The 15,458-nt window shown below is 37.7% G+C and carries 15 protein-coding genes and 1 other RNA gene; 14 read left to right on the top strand and 2 right to left on the bottom strand.

Annotated elements, in window-relative coordinates:
• Window positions 1-53: 53 nt before the first annotated feature.
• Complete coding sequence (locus tag JFV29_RS17965) at window positions 54-422, top strand: DUF1798 family protein (protein ID WP_201185611.1); 369 nt, start codon at window positions 54-56, stop codon at window positions 420-422.
• 166 nt (window positions 423-588) lie between these two features.
• Here JFV29_RS17965 and JFV29_RS30685 read toward each other — a convergent pair whose 3' ends face one another.
• A complete protein-coding gene (locus JFV29_RS30685; protein WP_242486919.1) occupies window positions 589-855 on the bottom strand; it encodes a hypothetical protein in 267 nt (88 codons plus the stop codon).
• On the opposite strand from JFV29_RS30685, the gene JFV29_RS30680 reads away from it, so the two are divergent.
• Window positions 843-1,163, top strand: a complete 321-nt coding sequence (locus JFV29_RS30680) for a YppG family protein (protein WP_242486918.1) — start codon at window positions 843-845, stop codon at window positions 1,161-1,163. The two genes, JFV29_RS30685 and JFV29_RS30680, sit on opposite strands and share 13 nt — an antisense overlap.
• A 77-nt stretch (window positions 1,164-1,240) precedes the next feature.
• On the opposite strand, the gene JFV29_RS17955 is transcribed toward JFV29_RS30680, so the two are convergent.
• Window positions 1,241-1,705, bottom strand: coding sequence for an Hsp20/alpha crystallin family protein (locus tag JFV29_RS17955; RefSeq protein ID WP_098176855.1), 465 nt, complete (start codon window positions 1,703-1,705; stop codon window positions 1,241-1,243).
• Window positions 1,706-1,843: 138 nt separating this feature from the next.
• Here JFV29_RS17955 and JFV29_RS17950 point away from each other — a divergent pair, with 138 nt between their 5' ends.
• The 12 genes from JFV29_RS17950 (at window position 1,844) to JFV29_RS17895 (ending at window position 15,424) form a co-directional block, all read left to right on the top strand.
• Window positions 1,844-2,608, top strand: coding sequence for an alpha/beta fold hydrolase (locus JFV29_RS17950; RefSeq protein WP_201185609.1), 765 nt, complete (start codon window positions 1,844-1,846; stop codon window positions 2,606-2,608).
• A gap of 123 nt (window positions 2,609-2,731) precedes the next feature.
• Window positions 2,732-5,032, top strand: coding sequence for a DEAD/DEAH box helicase (locus JFV29_RS17945; RefSeq protein WP_201185608.1), 2,301 nt, complete (start codon window positions 2,732-2,734; stop codon window positions 5,030-5,032).
• 39 nt (window positions 5,033-5,071) lie between these two features.
• Window positions 5,072-6,313 carry a ribonuclease H-like domain-containing protein gene (locus JFV29_RS17940; RefSeq protein WP_242486917.1) on the top strand — a complete coding sequence of 414 codons (1,242 nt, stop codon included), beginning with the start codon at window positions 5,072-5,074 and terminating at the stop codon, window positions 6,311-6,313.
• Window positions 6,314-6,782: 469 nt separating this feature from the next.
• On the top strand, window positions 6,783-7,238 hold the full coding sequence (locus JFV29_RS17935; RefSeq protein WP_242486049.1) for a CotD family spore coat protein: 456 nt from the start codon (window positions 6,783-6,785) through the stop codon (window positions 7,236-7,238).
• A 68-nt stretch (window positions 7,239-7,306) separates the two neighbouring features.
• The gene (locus tag JFV29_RS17930; RefSeq protein ID WP_201185606.1) at window positions 7,307-7,858 is read left to right on the top strand and encodes a DUF1273 domain-containing protein; all 552 of its coding nucleotides are present in this window, start codon (window positions 7,307-7,309) and stop codon (window positions 7,856-7,858) included.
• A 205-nt stretch (window positions 7,859-8,063) separates the two neighbouring features.
• On the top strand, window positions 8,064-8,375 hold the full coding sequence (gene gpsB / locus JFV29_RS17925) for a cell division regulator GpsB (RefSeq protein WP_053346734.1): 312 nt from the start codon (window positions 8,064-8,066) through the stop codon (window positions 8,373-8,375).
• 72 nt (window positions 8,376-8,447) lie between these two features.
• An RNA gene (rnpB, locus tag JFV29_RS17920) (RNase P RNA component class B) lies at window positions 8,448-8,838 on the top strand.
• Window positions 8,839-9,714: 876 nt separating this feature from the next.
• Window positions 9,715-10,065 carry an EAL domain-containing protein gene (locus JFV29_RS17915; protein WP_274607049.1) on the top strand — a complete coding sequence of 117 codons (351 nt, stop codon included), beginning with the start codon at window positions 9,715-9,717 and terminating at the stop codon, window positions 10,063-10,065.
• A 22-nt stretch (window positions 10,066-10,087) separates the two neighbouring features.
• Window positions 10,088-11,236 (top strand): THUMP domain-containing class I SAM-dependent RNA methyltransferase, encoded by a 1,149-nt coding sequence (locus tag JFV29_RS17910; protein ID WP_056524964.1) that lies wholly within the window; start codon window positions 10,088-10,090, stop codon window positions 11,234-11,236.
• Between the two features lie 193 nt (window positions 11,237-11,429).
• The gene (locus JFV29_RS17905; protein ID WP_034307871.1) at window positions 11,430-11,630 is read left to right on the top strand and encodes a cold-shock protein; all 201 of its coding nucleotides are present in this window, start codon (window positions 11,430-11,432) and stop codon (window positions 11,628-11,630) included.
• Window positions 11,631-11,863: 233 nt separating this feature from the next.
• Window positions 11,864-13,780 (top strand): ATP-dependent DNA helicase, encoded by a 1,917-nt coding sequence (locus tag JFV29_RS17900; protein WP_446728256.1) that lies wholly within the window; start codon window positions 11,864-11,866, stop codon window positions 13,778-13,780.
• A gap of 129 nt (window positions 13,781-13,909) precedes the next feature.
• Entirely contained in the window at window positions 13,910-15,424 is a 1,515-nt protein-coding gene (locus JFV29_RS17895) for a carboxypeptidase M32 (protein ID WP_201185603.1), read from the top strand.
• Window positions 15,425-15,458 lie beyond the last annotated feature (34 nt).

Below are 15,458 nucleotides of genomic sequence, written 5' to 3'. Positions count from 1 at the left end.
TTTATAAAGAACTAGATTATACTATTGGAAACAAATGTGCGGAGGAATTTATTGTGCAAAAAGAAAATCTTCAAAGATTAACTGAACAATTATTGAATTATGCGGTTAAAGCAGATGATATATATGAAAATGTACGTAGGGAAGGAAAAGAAAAGGATTTCTTTTCTGAGGTTAAGCCGTTTGCAGATCAAGTCAGAACCATTTGTATAGAATGGGAAAGCGGAATGAAGGAGTGGATGAAAGAAACAGAGTTTAAACATCTTTTCCCCGAGCAAATTGAACAAACAGCACATAACCTTTCCGATGTAGCCGTTCAGGCATTTTTTCCAAAAACCAGTTACAAGCGATTTAAAAGTCATGTCCAATCGGTTGTGTTTATTCTTAATAATGTAAAATCAGAAATCGATCGGATATTATCATAAAAACACCTACACTATATTTCCTCTTTTTTCATATATTATTGGAACCATGCCATGAATAATGAGGAGGGCTCATTGAAAATGATGAGATCCGGTTATAACCAAGTCTCCCCTAGTCAAGAACATTATCCTCAATCAATATCAGAATACTGGGGAGGATACCAGCAGCCTATGCCGTATCCTCAGCCCAGTAATCAAGAACCATATATGTATCCTTATCCTCCCCAGGAAAAAGGGGGCTATATGCCGACAAATCATGACCCATATCAACAGGCGGCCTATCATCCGTTTCAACAAATGCAACAACAGGTGATGCCTGTGGGAGTGTTTCCAGGCAACAGTGTAATGCAGCCAATGCAGTCGATGCAGCCAATGCAGCAGCCAATGCAGTCGATGCAGCAGCCAATGCAGTCGATGCAGCCAATGCAGCAGCCAATACAGCCAATGCAATTGCAGCCCTATCAGCAGCAACATCAGCCTCAAGCTTTTAGTCCGTTTGATAACCCGCTCCAGCCGGCTAAACGTCCCCCACATAATCAGCAGCAGGCTCACAATCCATATCCAAAGCAGCAATTCATGCAAAAACAGCAGCCGTCGGGTATCAAGTCGGTTATGAATCAATTCAAAACACAAGATGGATCCATGGATATAACGAAAATGATGAACACAGCTGGACAAATGATGAATACAGTCTCTCAAGTTTCTTCAATGGTCAAAGGAGTAGGGGGCTTCTTCAAAGTTTAGATGTTAAATAAAGTAAAAGCAGACTTACAAGTGACCCAGCCACTTAATTAAGTCTGCTTTTTAATTGCTTAAAAAGATTAATCATTGATTTCAATTCGATTTCCCTTAACCTTGGGTAAATGTAGAGTGAGAATGCCATCGCGATGTCTTGCTGTTACTTTTCTTTCATTAATTGGTTTTGGAAAGGAAATGGTTCTAGATAATCGGCTTGCTGACAGATCTTTCTGAAACATTCCTTGAGTTTTATGTTGCGTAGCAAGGCTATCTACATGATTTGCCGAGATGGTTACCGCCTGGGTCAACAAATCAATGGAAATTTGGCTGCGTGCAATTCCGGGCAAGCTAGCAGTGAGGATATATTCGGAATTCGTCTCATGAAGGTCGACCGGAAAGCTTCGTTCTTTTGCTGAACTAAAGAAATCATCAAGTGATTGCAGCATGCCTTTGGGTCTCTCGGAAAATAATCGATCCATCTTGTGAATAAAATGGGTAAAAGGCTCATTTCTGCCCTTGTGGTTATTATTTTTTTCAGAAGAGGTCATCACGGTGCTCCTTTCTAAAAATTCCTTTGCATATAGGCTATGTAGAGACTTAATATGTGTGAATCAAAGAAGGGTTTAGATATAGGGAGGAAGGGAATAACGTTACTAAATGATTAATTTTAGAAAAGAGGGATAGAGATGAATAAAAGTAACAAGCTTTCTTACATAGATAGCGGGGAAGGTAAAAAAACGTTGCTATTTATCCATGGATTTTGCGGAAGTCATGGGTATTGGCGGGACATCATTAGTGGTTTAAAAGATAAATATCGAATTATTTCCATTGATTTACCAGGTCATGGTGCAAGTGAGCCACTAGGGACATCTTTCACGATTGAAGATATGGCAGTGAATATTGCTGCATTCTTAGATGAACAGCAAATCAATCAGGTTTACATGTTCGGTCATTCGCTCGGAGGTTATATCACATTGTCATTTGCTGAGCAGTTTGCTGAAAAATTGAGTGGTTTCTCCCTCATTCATTCCACCGCGTTGCCTGACGATGAGGCTGGGAAGGAAGGGCGGTTAAAATCTGTTGAAAAAATTGAAATTGACGGGATCCCTTCCTTTATTGACGGACTTGTACCGAAGCTTTTTGCTAAATCTGATGATCCTAACATTGAAAATGCAAAAGAAATAGGTTATAAAACAAGTGAAAGTGGAGCAATCGGTTCTTTGCATGCTATGAGGAAAAGAAGAGACCGAAATCATGTACTGAAAGATACAAAGCTACCTGTTCTTTTGGTTGCAGGTGAACAAGATAAGGTTATTCCTGCTAAAAAAACCTTTACTGTAAAAGGGGATCATATTAAAGAAGTAATACTCAAAGGAAGCGGGCATATGGGGATGTTGGAAGCTCCAGGCAAACTTGCGGAAGAAATTATACGTTTTGTCGAAGGAAAATAAGTGAAGAAATAACAAGTAGGAACACGGAATTTTACCGTTTCCTGCTTTTTTTTTGTAAAAGGAAATAGTTTCCCTTTTGTACAGAACGTTCATTCGGTAGAATAGGAGTATGAGGTGGGTTATATGAAACTGCGAAAAAATTTACAAGAAGTTATCACTGGTTTAAAAACAAATGAGGAATTTAAAAATAATATTGTTCACTGGCAAGTTATTGACGCGAAAGAGGCAAAAATCGTCTCTTTCCCAGATCAAATAGATGATAAAATCAAGCAGGCTCTTAATAAACGAGGGATAAATGGGTTGTATACCCATCAGGCGACTGCTTTTGAGACTGCTGTGAGTGGTAAAAGCCTTGTGGCTGTCACACCGACAGCTTCTGGTAAAACGTTATGCTATAATTTGCCAGTTCTTCAAAAAGTACTTGAAGATGAAAAAACAAGAGCACTTTATATTTTTCCGACAAAAGCATTAAGTTATGATCAAAAAAGTGAATTGAACGAAATGATTAATGAGATGGAAGCTGATATAAATAGTTATACGTACGATGGCGACACACCATCCAATATAAGGCAAAAAATACGTCAGGCAGGGCATATTGTGATAACCAACCCTGATATGCTCCATTCGGGAATCCTGCCGCATCACACGAAATGGGTTTCTTTATTTGAGAATTTAAAGTATGTGATCATCGATGAACTTCATATATACAGAGGCGTTTTTGGAAGTCATACGGCAAACGTCATTAGAAGACTAAAACGAATCTGCCAGTTTTATGGAAGTGATCCTGTATTTATCTGTACATCTGCGACAATCAATAATCCAAAAGAGTTGGCTGAGGAACTTACGGAAAAAGAGATGGTTCTTGTCAATAACAATGGAGCACCGAGCGGAAAAAAACATTTTGTGTTTTATAATCCGCCAGTAATTAATAAACCGCTTAATATTCGAAGAAGTGCGGTGTTGGAAGTCAGGAAACTCGCAAATGAGTTTTTGAAAAATAAGATTCAAACAATTGTTTTCGCTCGAAGCAGGGTCCGTGTGGAGATTTTACTAACCTATTTACAGGAACTAGTGTCCAAACAGTTGGGTCCAAAATCGATCCGAGGTTATCGCGGAGGTTATTTGCCAACACAGCGTAGAGAAATTGAAAAGGGGCTGCGGGATGGTTCAATTTATGGTGTGATCTCTACGAATGCTCTTGAGTTAGGGGTTGATATCGGTCAGCTTCAGGTTTGCATCATGACTGGCTACCCTGGATCAATATCGAGCGCCTGGCAGCAGGCAGGACGTGCAGGTAGAAGGCATGGGGAAGCTTTAATCATTATGGTCGGCAGCTCTAGTGCTCTTGATCAGTATATCGTGAAGCATCCTGACTATTTCTTTACGAGAAATCCGGAAACCGCAAGAATTAATCCAGATAATCTCATAATCTTGGTTGATCATATCAAATGTGCAGCATATGAGCTTCCTTTTAAAAAAGGAGATGCCTTTGGCAAGGCGGAGATTATGGACGTTCTTGAATTTCTGACAGAAGAAAGAGTTTTACACCAAAATGGCGATAAATGGCATTGGATGAATGATGCATTTCCGGCGAGCAATATCAGTCTTCGTTCTGCAGCACAGGAAAATGTCGTCATCGTCGATCAAACGAATGCCCCAGACAATAGGGTTATCGGAGAAATGGATACGTTCAGTGCGATGACCCTTCTTCACGATGAAGCAATTTATATGCATCAAGGAATACAATTCCAAGTGGAAGAATTAGATTGGGAAGAAAAGAAAGCGTATGTACGTGAAGTCAATGTGGACTATTACACGGATGCTAACCTTGCCGTTCAGTTATCTGTATTGGAAGTGGATAAACAGCAAACATTCTCTTCAACTACAGCAGCTTTTGGAGATGTCTCTATCCGGGCGATGCCTACGATATTCAAAAAAATTAAATTTGAGACTCATGAAAATATTGGATCAGGGCCAATCAGCCTCCCGGAAGTGGAACTTCATACGAGCTCTGCCATGCTTTCCATGGAACCTGATATTTTTGAGTGGGATGAAAATCGAATCGAGCAAGGAATGATAGGTGCCTCACACGCGCTGAATTACATGATTCCGCTTTATGTAATGTGTGATCCCCATGATATACATGTGTATCCACAAGTTAAAGCAGCACATAATGAAAAACCCACCATTTTTATTTATGACAGTTATCCAGGTGGAATAGGACTAAGTGATAAAGTGTTTGAAAATGCTGCGGTCATTTTGTTGGAAACAAAATCAATGATCGAAAATTGTTCTTGTGAAAACGGCTGTCCTTCCTGTATCGGAACGGAATCTGCTTCGAAGACAGCCAAAAGTGATGCTAAGCGGTTATTGGATCTGTTTTGTAAGGAAAACCATGCATCAAATGCAGGGGTATGTGAATAGAGGTGCAGTATTTTGTCATTAAAAAATAAATTGAATCGTATGAAAACACATATGAACTTAGAACCAATGAACATTCCTTCTCCTATAGAGGAAGATAGCACGTCAGTAAATACAGATATTCCTTTTCATGATAAGTGGCTGGAGAACGATACCGTTTCCTTTCATTTCGATGATGACTATTGTTTCATCCGTGAAGTCCGCTATCCCCTTAATCATAAGCATGGGTTGTATTCATTTTCTGAGTTGAAAAAGATTGTGAAAGAATGGAATCAAACTTCATTAGTGCATCCCCTTTCCGCTAAAGGTGTAAAAAGCGAAGAACTCTTTTTCTTCGATACCGAAACAACAGGGCTTGGCGGTGGTGCCGGAAATACAATTTTTTTACTAGGTTATGCCTATTTAGAAGGTGAAGAAGTGGTCGTTAAACAGCATATCTTGCCACAGCCTGGTAGTGAAATACCGCTTTACCAAAGCTTTCTGGAAAACATCAATTATGAAACTCTTGTCACATATAATGGTAAGTCATTTGATTGGCCGCAGTTAAAAACCAGACATACCTTGATAAAGGAACATGTTCCAAAACTGCCTGAATTCGGACATTTTGATTTGTATCATGCTTCAAGACGCCTTTGGAAAAACAAATTAGAACGTGTAAAATTATCCGTTGTTGAAACAGACATTTTAGGTGTACATAGAGAGGATGATATTCCTGGATATTTGGCGCCGATGATTTACTTTGATTTCGTTGAAAGAAAGAACCCGGAAATTTTGTTTGGAATCATGAAGCATAATGAAGTGGATATTTTATCACTAATCACTCTGTATATTCACTTGTCCCGGAAAATTCTCCAAATAGATGGATATACGGAAGAGTCGATGGAAATTGCACGCTGGCTCGATTATCTAGGAAAAAAAGAGGAATCGGTTGAGACCTATCAAAGAATATTGGAAGTAGGAAGTGAGGAAGATCGGATTATAGCTGGTAATGCTTTAGCCTTTCAGAAAAAGAAGCAAAAGCAATTCAATGAAGCGTTGGAGATTTGGAAGGAAGTTGCTTTAAAAGGGGATGTTCACTTAAGGATACAGGCTCAGATTGAATGTGCAAAATTATTTGAACATCAATTTAAGGACATCGCTTCAGCAATAAATTGTGCTAGAAATGCGCATCAAGAGATGATGAGGACAGAGAATGGCAACCATCTACCAAAAAAAATCTTGGATCTGAAAAAAAGGATTCAAAGACTCGAAAGGAAAAAAGGTTCTAAGGGTAGATTTGTATAATATAGATAGTCTTAAATAGGAATCTACATAGTCAATAAATAGGTGATTATGAAATTAAAAAAAATGGTTACAAATATTGTAGCATTCAGTCATTATGTGTAAAATGGTAATGGTTGAGGGTGAAATTCTGAAACATTCATTTCATGCCTTACATCATTTAAATTCAAGGTGAAAGCGGAGCGGAGAAATGTATAAAACGACTTTATTTCTATTTTTTGTTGTCCTTTGTTTAACGATTGTTTTATTTACATCATTAAAAGACAGTTTCTACTCCTTTTTATAAGAAATTCACTCTGCAAGCACTTTTGTAGGGCTATCACATATAACGATGTGTACTTTTAGGTTGTCGCATAGAGTTTTATACTTATTACGTATAAATAGGTCTTTTCATCAGTACACGTAACCCCTTTTTTTCATAGTCTATAATGGTAAGACCAAAATTATTATGACGAAAGGGGACGTAATATAAATGAATTTTCGTAATTGTGGAGGACATAAATCCAATGTTATGGGAACATCCAATGTAATGGGTGCATCGAATGTAATGGGAGCATCAAATGTAATGGGTGCTTCAACTGGAAAAAAACCTTCCCATGTAATGGGAGCTTATACTAGTCCGATGGCTGGCGGTTATCCGACTGCGGTATCTCCAGCTCAATATGGTCCAACACAAGCACTTCCATCTCAAGTAGCCCCAGCACAGGTATCTCCAACGCAGCAATATGTTAATACAAACGTTTCGAACACAGTGATACCTGTCGTTCACCCATCACATACTACAACCGTTAATAAACATGTAAACACGTATAAACATTACTTTCCGCATACTCAATCTGTAGTGAATGAGTGTTACACTCAAAACTTTATTTGTGGAAGGCCACATCACCATCATCATTGCTGCCCACCTGGGCATTTCGGATATTAAAATTTAAGGGCTTATTTTAAGCCCTTATCTTCTTACATAATCATGTGAAAAGGGAGATTGGCCAAGTAATGAAGGTTTTGTATATAACTGGCTACAAAGCTTTTGAAATGGGAATATTTAAAAATGATCATGAAGCAGTAAAATATATAAAAAAAGCAATTAAGCAACGTCTTTTACCATTGGTGGAAGAGGGGTTAGAATGGGTAATTATTTCAGGCCAGTTAGGCACAGAACTATGGAGTGCAGAAGTAGTATTCGAGATACAGGAAGAATATACCCAGCTTAAATTAGGGGTACTTACTCCCTTCCTGAAACAGGAAGAGTCATGGAACGAGACGAATCAAGACTATTACCGTTCCATTTTAGCACGTGCTGATTTTATAGAATCCATCTTCAAAAAACCGTATGAAGGGCCACAACAGCTGAAAACTAAAAATCGTTATATGGTCCATAAAAGTGATGCCATGCTAATCATTTTTGATCCCGAAAAAGAAGGATCCGCCCAATATCCTTATTACGAAGCAATGAAAAAAGCGGAAACTCAACTATACCCTATTTTACAGATAAGCTTTGATGATCTGCAACTGGCTGCAGAAGAAGACAGTTGGGCCGAAGATTAGCACAGTAAAAATAATTATGGACTAAAAGTTGTTTCAAAAGCATATTCATATTATGATGAAAATTAGATACAGATTTATGGGAGTACATATCGGGCACTAAAAAAAGTATGACGTATAAAAAAAGTGTTTCGTTGACAAACCCAAGTAGATTTGAAAAAATAATAAAAAGTCGATTGTATTGGCGAAAGTATTGAGGTGAAGTCTTATGCTATCCGATAAGATAAAATTAACGGCTAAAGATATTCTTGAAAAAGATTTTAAAACAGCCATAAAGGGTTATAAACCTGAGGATGTGGATCAATTTCTGGATCTAATCATTAAAGATTATGAAGTGTTTCATCAGGAAATTGATGATCTTAAACAAGAAAATCTTAAATTAAAAAAACAGGCCGAAGAGAGTACAAAACGTCCGAGCCAACCTGCACCTGGTGCCACTCCTGGGACCACTAACTTTGATATCCTTAAACGGTTATCCAACTTGGAAAAGCACGTATTTGGAAACAAGCTTTTTGATTAATGTTTTTAAAAGGTAAAATAATTTGTATTGTGTTTTCTTGAATAATGTATTATAATCAATAATGTTATGTTAACGTTTGGGTAATTGCTGCTGCATTTTTTTGCAGTAGAGGAAAGTCCATGCTCGCACGGACTGAGATGTCCGTAGTGTTCGTGCCTGGCGAAAAAATAAGCTTGGGCAGCAGTCTTGGATTGCTGACGGCTGGGAAAATGCCTAAGTCCTTTTGGATATGGCATGAATACCTATAAAAGTGCCACAGTGACGGAGCCTTTACAGAAATGTAAAGGGTGGAACGAGGTAAACCCCACGAGCGAGAAACCCAAATTAATGGTAGGGGCGCTTTCTTCCTTGGAATTGAACGAGGAGAAGGACAGAAGCTATGCTTCTGTAGATAGATGATTACCGCCGAAGTACGAGACGTGAGTCGCTTGCAGTACTGAGGAACAAAACATGGCTTACAGAACGTTACCATATAACACTTTAAGCACAACTCTCCTTTTTAAAAGGAGAGTTTTTGTTTGTGAAAAAATTGTCCATTTTAAAATTTCCCTCAATATCTTAACACTATAGGTGCAAAATACCTTATCATAGAAGTGAAAATGACTTTGTAAAAGTATTCGAAGATTATGTGAGTGACATAAATGAACAGGTCAGTATTCTAGAGTTTTTTTAATTTACTAATACTTTTATACAGCAATATGATATGTATAGTGATTCACCAGTGATTATCCATAAAGGGGGAGTTCTTTACCTTATAGTTAAGATTCCCCCATTTCCGAAGAGTCGAATCGGGATGTATTACGTTGCTCTATTTTTGGACATTACCAATCGAGAAAAAAGATCAGTTTCAAAAGTGGGTCAGTAAGACGTATTGTTGGGTACGGCAATGTTAACTCTAAATCATGAGTATAATAATAATAACTTTCATAAGGGTATAATCAATACCTTTCTGTGTTAAACTTGGATTTTGACTGCAATTGAAAGAAATGAGTTGCAGGTACATTATCTTCCGCAAGTTCACTTGGAAACAGGAGATGTGATTGGACTGGAATACATATCACCTTGGAGAGTTCATTTCTTTTCCAAAAGAGACAGACCTTGTTAACCTAAATCAGCCAGTTGGTTATAAAATGAACATGTGAGTATGTTAAGTGATTCCATATTTCTGGGTATCCTAATTGCAAGGTTAGCATTAACATTTCTAGTTTGTATTTTAACAGGAATAATGTTAGAAAAAGGTATTGTCCTTATTGAAAATAAGAACATTTCCCCTATTGCGCAAGGATTGAAACTGTTGGATAGCAGAATTATGGCAAATGCAGAGGGTTCTGTTGAATAATTGGTTATTCTTAAAAAACAGGGGGTCATTTTGTCTATCAATGATCTTGGTACTGGTTATTCTTCCTTAAGTTATATTAAATGGTTTCCGATTGATACAATGAAAATTTATCAAAGTTTTAATGAAAAGTTGGTCAATTATAAAGGTGACTTGCTCATTGTAAAAGCTACCATCACGATGTCGAAGACACTTAATCTGGAAATCATTGCTGAAGTCGTTGAACATAAAAAGCATGTAGACTTTTTGAAAAAGCAAAAGTGTGATATCATTCAAGAGTTTTACTTGTCAAAACCGCTACCTGTTTCTGAATTTAAAAAAATTTGGAAAAATGCGGGAACCGATTTTGATTAATGGAAAGTAGGTGCATGAAGAAATGAAACAATTCGATATTATTGCAACATCAGCAATGGGATTGGAATCAATTGTTGCCAAGGAAGTTCGGGATCTTGGTTACGATTGTCAAGTGGAAAACGGGAAAATTATGTACAAAGGGGACCAATCAGCCATTGCTCGCTCTAATTTGTGGCTGCGCAGTGCAGACCGTGTGAAAATTAAAGTCGCTGAATTTAAAGCTTATTCTTTTGATGAGCTGTTTGAAAAAACAAAAGCCTTGAACTGGGAAGATTACTTATCTGCAGACGTTGAGTTCCCTGTAAGTGGTAAATCAGTTAAATCGCAGCTTTACAGTGTCCCTGATTGTCAGGCTATCGTTAAAAAGGCGATTGTTGATAGATTGAAAAGTAAATATAAACAAGTATCTTGGTTTGAAGAAACAGGTCCTTTGTTTAAAATTGAAGTTTCTATCTTAAAAGATGTAGTGACACTTACTATGGACACATCAGGTGCAGGACTTCATAAGCGCGGATATCGCACAGGGCAAGGGGAAGCGCCCCTTAAAGAAACTTTGGCGGCTGCATTGATCATGCTGACTAATTGGAAACCGGATAAACCTTTCATTGACCCATTTTGTGGATCTGGAACTATTCCTATTGAAGCTGCATTGATTGGGCAGAACATCGCTCCTGGTTTTAACCGGGAATTTGTTTCTGAAAGCTGGGCTTGGATGGACAGTAAGGTTTGGGATGAAGCGAGAATTGAAGCTGAAGATTTAGCGAATTATGATCAGTATTTAGACATAACAGGTTGTGATATTGATCATCGCATGGTTGAAATTTCAAAAGCCAATAGTTTTGAAGCAGGACTTGGTGATCTTGTTGAATTCAAACAAATGCAAGTGAGAGATATCTCGACCAGGAAAGAATATGGTGTTATTGTGGGGAACCCACCCTATGGTGAACGTCTAGGGGAGAAAAAAGCTGTTGAACAGATGTATAAAGAAATGGGGCAGGCCTTCAAGAAGCTTGATACTTGGTCAGTGTACATGATTACCTCGAACCCTGACTTTGAACAGTTTTATGGTAAGCCTGCAACTAAAAAAAGGAAGTTGTTCAATGGATTCATCCGAGCGGACCTTTATCAGTATTGGGGAAAACGGCCGCCAAAACAACCGAGAAATGAATAAATAGGTATAATATAATGGAAAATTTAGAATAGTCAGGATATTTTATTCATAATAGGTTCCAGTCTTGCTTATCATTTCCTTTTCTGTTATTCTAATAATGAATTATTTTTGTTCAGATTTAAGGAATACCTTAATATTCAATGAGCAAGGATAGTAATATAATGTGTGGCGAACACACTAGGAGGCAACAAAAATGGAACAAGGTAAAGTAAAATGGTTTAACGCAGAAAAAGGTTTTGGATTCATCGAACGTGAAGGTGGAGACGATGTATTCGTACATTTCTCAGCTATCCAAGGCGAAGGTTTCAAAACACTTGAAGAAGGCCAAGATGTTACATTTGATGTAGAACAAGGTCAACGTGGACCACAAGCATCAAACGTAAACAAAGCTTAATTCAACTAAATAGTACTTACAGACAGGCTCTCATGAAGAGCCTGTCTTTTATTTTACGAGTAGGGAGCCGCTTTGCTTACATACATAGAAGATGCAGTTTATACGGGAAAATTCATTTCTTGTAGAAAGGTAAATAACTTGACTATCAATGTAGAATAAAGGATAATATACTTTTGCCTAGATAAGTTATTTTACGAAATTTTATATACTGATGATAGATAAAAGGGGAGACCATGATGCTTAAAACACTGCCTTTTTCGGTTACAAAGGAAGATTCTTTTTACGATAAGCTTTCAGAATGGATCGGTGATGTTTTTTACGATATTCTTCCCGAAAAAGGATTTGAGCTGCGTGACGAACAAATCTTCATGGCTTTTCAATTAGAAAAAGCCTTTAAAGAAAAGAATGTAAGTTTTGCGGAGGCTGGTGTAGGGACTGGTAAGACATTGGTCTATTTACTATATGCCATTTGTTATGCCCGATATACTAATAAACCGGCAATTATTTCGTGTGCAGACGAAACATTGATTGAACAGCTTGTCAAAGAAGAAGGCGACATTCAAAAAATTAAGAACGCATTAGGTATTGAAGTGGATGTACGTCTTGCCAAATATCATGATCAATATGTATGCCTTAAGAAATTGGAGTATGCAGTGAATCATGAAGATTCAGAGGGAATAGATCAGCTATATGATGAACTTCCCAAGTTTGTCCATGATAACTCATCCATGAATGCTTATACTGCTTACGGGGACCGTAAACAATATCCATATTTGAATGATGAAGACTGGTCAAAAGTAGGCTGGGATCAGCTTCAAAACTGTTTTACGTGTGATAAACGCCATCGTTGTGGACAAACCCTTTCACGAGACCACTACCGAAAATCAAGTGATTTGATCATTTGTTCACATGACTTCTTTATGGAGCATGTTTGGACAAAAGAAAAACGTAAGCGTGAAGGACAGTTACCGTTATTGCCAGAACATAGCTGTGTGGTCTTTGATGAAGGCCATTTATTGGAGTTTTCTGCTCAAAAGGCACTAACGTATAAAGTTGGTGAACAAACTCTTGCTTCGGTTTTAGAATTGCTAACAGCCAACCAGGTGCGTGAAGAAACGCTTTACATCATTGAAGACTTAATTGACATTAATGAAGAGTTCTTCGATTTGCTTGATGAAAAGGCCATTCATGTTAGTGGTTCTAATCGGTATGAAATTCCGATGTCCAAAGAAATTACAAACTTTGCACAAAAGCTTCATAAAAAGGTTGAAGAGTTAGAAGAAAACCTTGTTTTTGAAGCGGAAATGTACACGATTAATGACTATGATTTAAAAGTGACAGAAGAATACTTAGAACAGCTAGGATACTCACTTTCTCTATTTGTGAAGGATGAACAGGCGGTATCATGGTTTGAAGAAAATGAAATGACAAAAACATTGGTCATTATGCCAAGGCTTGTACAAGATATTTTGTCTGAACAAGTTTTTTCTAAAAAAATCCCTTACATTTTTTCTTCGGCAACATTATCTGATAATAAATCGTTCCAATACATTGCAGATAGCTTAGGGATAGATAAGTATGATAGCTTCTCTGTTGAATCGCCTTTTGATTATGATGAAGTCATGAAAATGAATATGCCGGTCTTTGAAAATGGAGACAAATTGGCTAAACTTAATTATACAATGAAGACGATTGAGGAAAATGAAGGTAGAACGCTAGTATTATTCCAATCAAAAGAAGAATTGCTATGGTTCAAGGAAAACAGCCAGAAAACAGCATATCCCTTTTATTTTGAAGGTGAAGCGGAGATTAGCGATCTTGTTAAAAGGTTTCAAGAAGAAGAGCAATCTGTTCTGTTCTCATATCATTTATGGGAAGGGCTCGATGTTCCGGGGGCTTCATTACAAAATGTAGTGATTCACTCACTTCCATTCCCGCCACATGATCCAGTATTCGAGGCAAAACGAAACTCGGTTACTAATGCATTTGAAGAAGTGGATCTTCCATATATGCTTCTTCGCTTGCGTCAGGGAATTGGACGTTTGATCCGTACCAGCAATGACTCGGGGACCGTACAGATTTTGATTGAGAAGGATCTTTCGGAACAGGTGAAAGAGAAAATTATTTCTGTTCTTCCTGTATCGCTTTAATTAAACTATTTTGAGAGTCAAGGGGCAAAGCCAGCCCTTGGCTCTTATTTTATTTTTAAGCTGCTGGTAGTTCTGATATGAAAACTTTTTGTATAATATGGTAAAGTGTAGATGGAAGGGGCAGTGAATATGAAAAAGGGTACTAATGTGATAGAAAAAGAATTTCAAGAATATGTGAAGAAAATTTCAGCCTATAATGAAGCCCTCGCATTAATTAATTGGGATTTACGTACAGGTGCACCCAAAAAGGGAGTAGAGCAGCGTTCTGAAGTTATTGGGGTACTTTCCTCTGAAGTTTTCAATATGATCACAAGTAAAGAGATGGAGTGCTTCATCGACGACCTTACAACAGAGGAAGCTTCTCTTAGTGAAACGACGAATAAAATGGTACAAGAATGTAAAAAAGAGTTTGAAAGGAATAAGAAAATCCCAGCAGACGAATTTAAAGAATTCGTTATTTTACAATCCCGATCTGAAAGCGCTTGGGAAGAGGCAAGGGAAAAGGCGGATTTTTCGTTATTTCAACCTTATCTGGAACAAATTGTTGCCTATACTCGTAAATTCGTTGAATATTGGGGTTATGAGGGTCAGAAATATAATACCCTATTAGATATGTATGAACCAGGTATGACCGTTGACATTCTTGATAAGGTATTTAGTCAACTGCGAGCAAGTATAGTTCCTCTAGTAAAACAAATAGCGGAGAGTAAGCATCAACCTGAAACTGCTTTCCTTTATAAAGAATTCCCGAAAGAACAACAGCATCAACTCAATCTTCGAGTTTTAAAACAGCTTGGATACGATTTCAAGGCTGGAAGGTTGGATGAAACAGTCCACCCTTTTGCGACTGGAATCAACAGAGGTGATGTAAGGGTGACGACCCGCTATGATGAATATGATTTTAGAGGGGCGATTTTTGGTACGATTCATGAATGTGGACATGCTATTTATGAGCAGAATATCGCTGAAGAGTTAACGGGGACACTGCTAGATGATGGGACGTCAATGGGAATCCACGAATCACAATCATTGTTTTTTGAAAATTTTATTGGACGAAACTATAGTTTCTGGAAAAATAAATACCCTCTTTTAAAAGAGTATGCACCAGAACAATTTGCTGATGTGAAACTTGATGACTTTTACCGTGGCATTAACGAATCAAAACCGTCCTTCATCCGTATTGAAGCTGATGAACTGACATATCCTTTACATATTATGATTCGTTATGAACTGGAGAAAGCACTTTTTAATGGAGAGCTTGAAGTGAAGGATTTACCGGAGGTTTGGAATAAAAAATACAAGGAATACTTAGGGATTGTACCTGAAGATGATGCCATGGGCGTTCTACAAGATGTACACTGGTCAGACGGCAGCTTTGGTTACTTCCCATCCTATGCATTAGGGTATATGTATGCGGCCCAAATCAAGCAGGCTATGCTTAAAGATTTGCCTGATTTTGATGATTTGTTGGCATCCGGTGATATTGCTCCAATTAGAACATGGCTTAATGAAAAGATACATAAATTCGGAAAAACTAAAAAGCCGCTTGAGATTTTGAAAGAAACAACAGGTGAAGGCTTAAACGTGCAGTATTTAATAGATTATCTTGAAAGTAAGTATAAGGAAGTTTATAAAATTAAATAAAATCTTCAAATAAAAAAACCTTGGCAAATCTGCC

Origin of the sequence: Peribacillus sp. TH16 (genome assembly GCF_016651095.1) — a bacterium.
In the GTDB taxonomy this organism is placed as follows: Bacteria; Bacillota; Bacilli; order Bacillales; family DSM-1321; genus Peribacillus; species Peribacillus butanolivorans.
The sequence above is the reverse complement of the archived record's forward strand: the minus strand, read 5'-3'. Positions and strand labels throughout refer to the sequence as shown.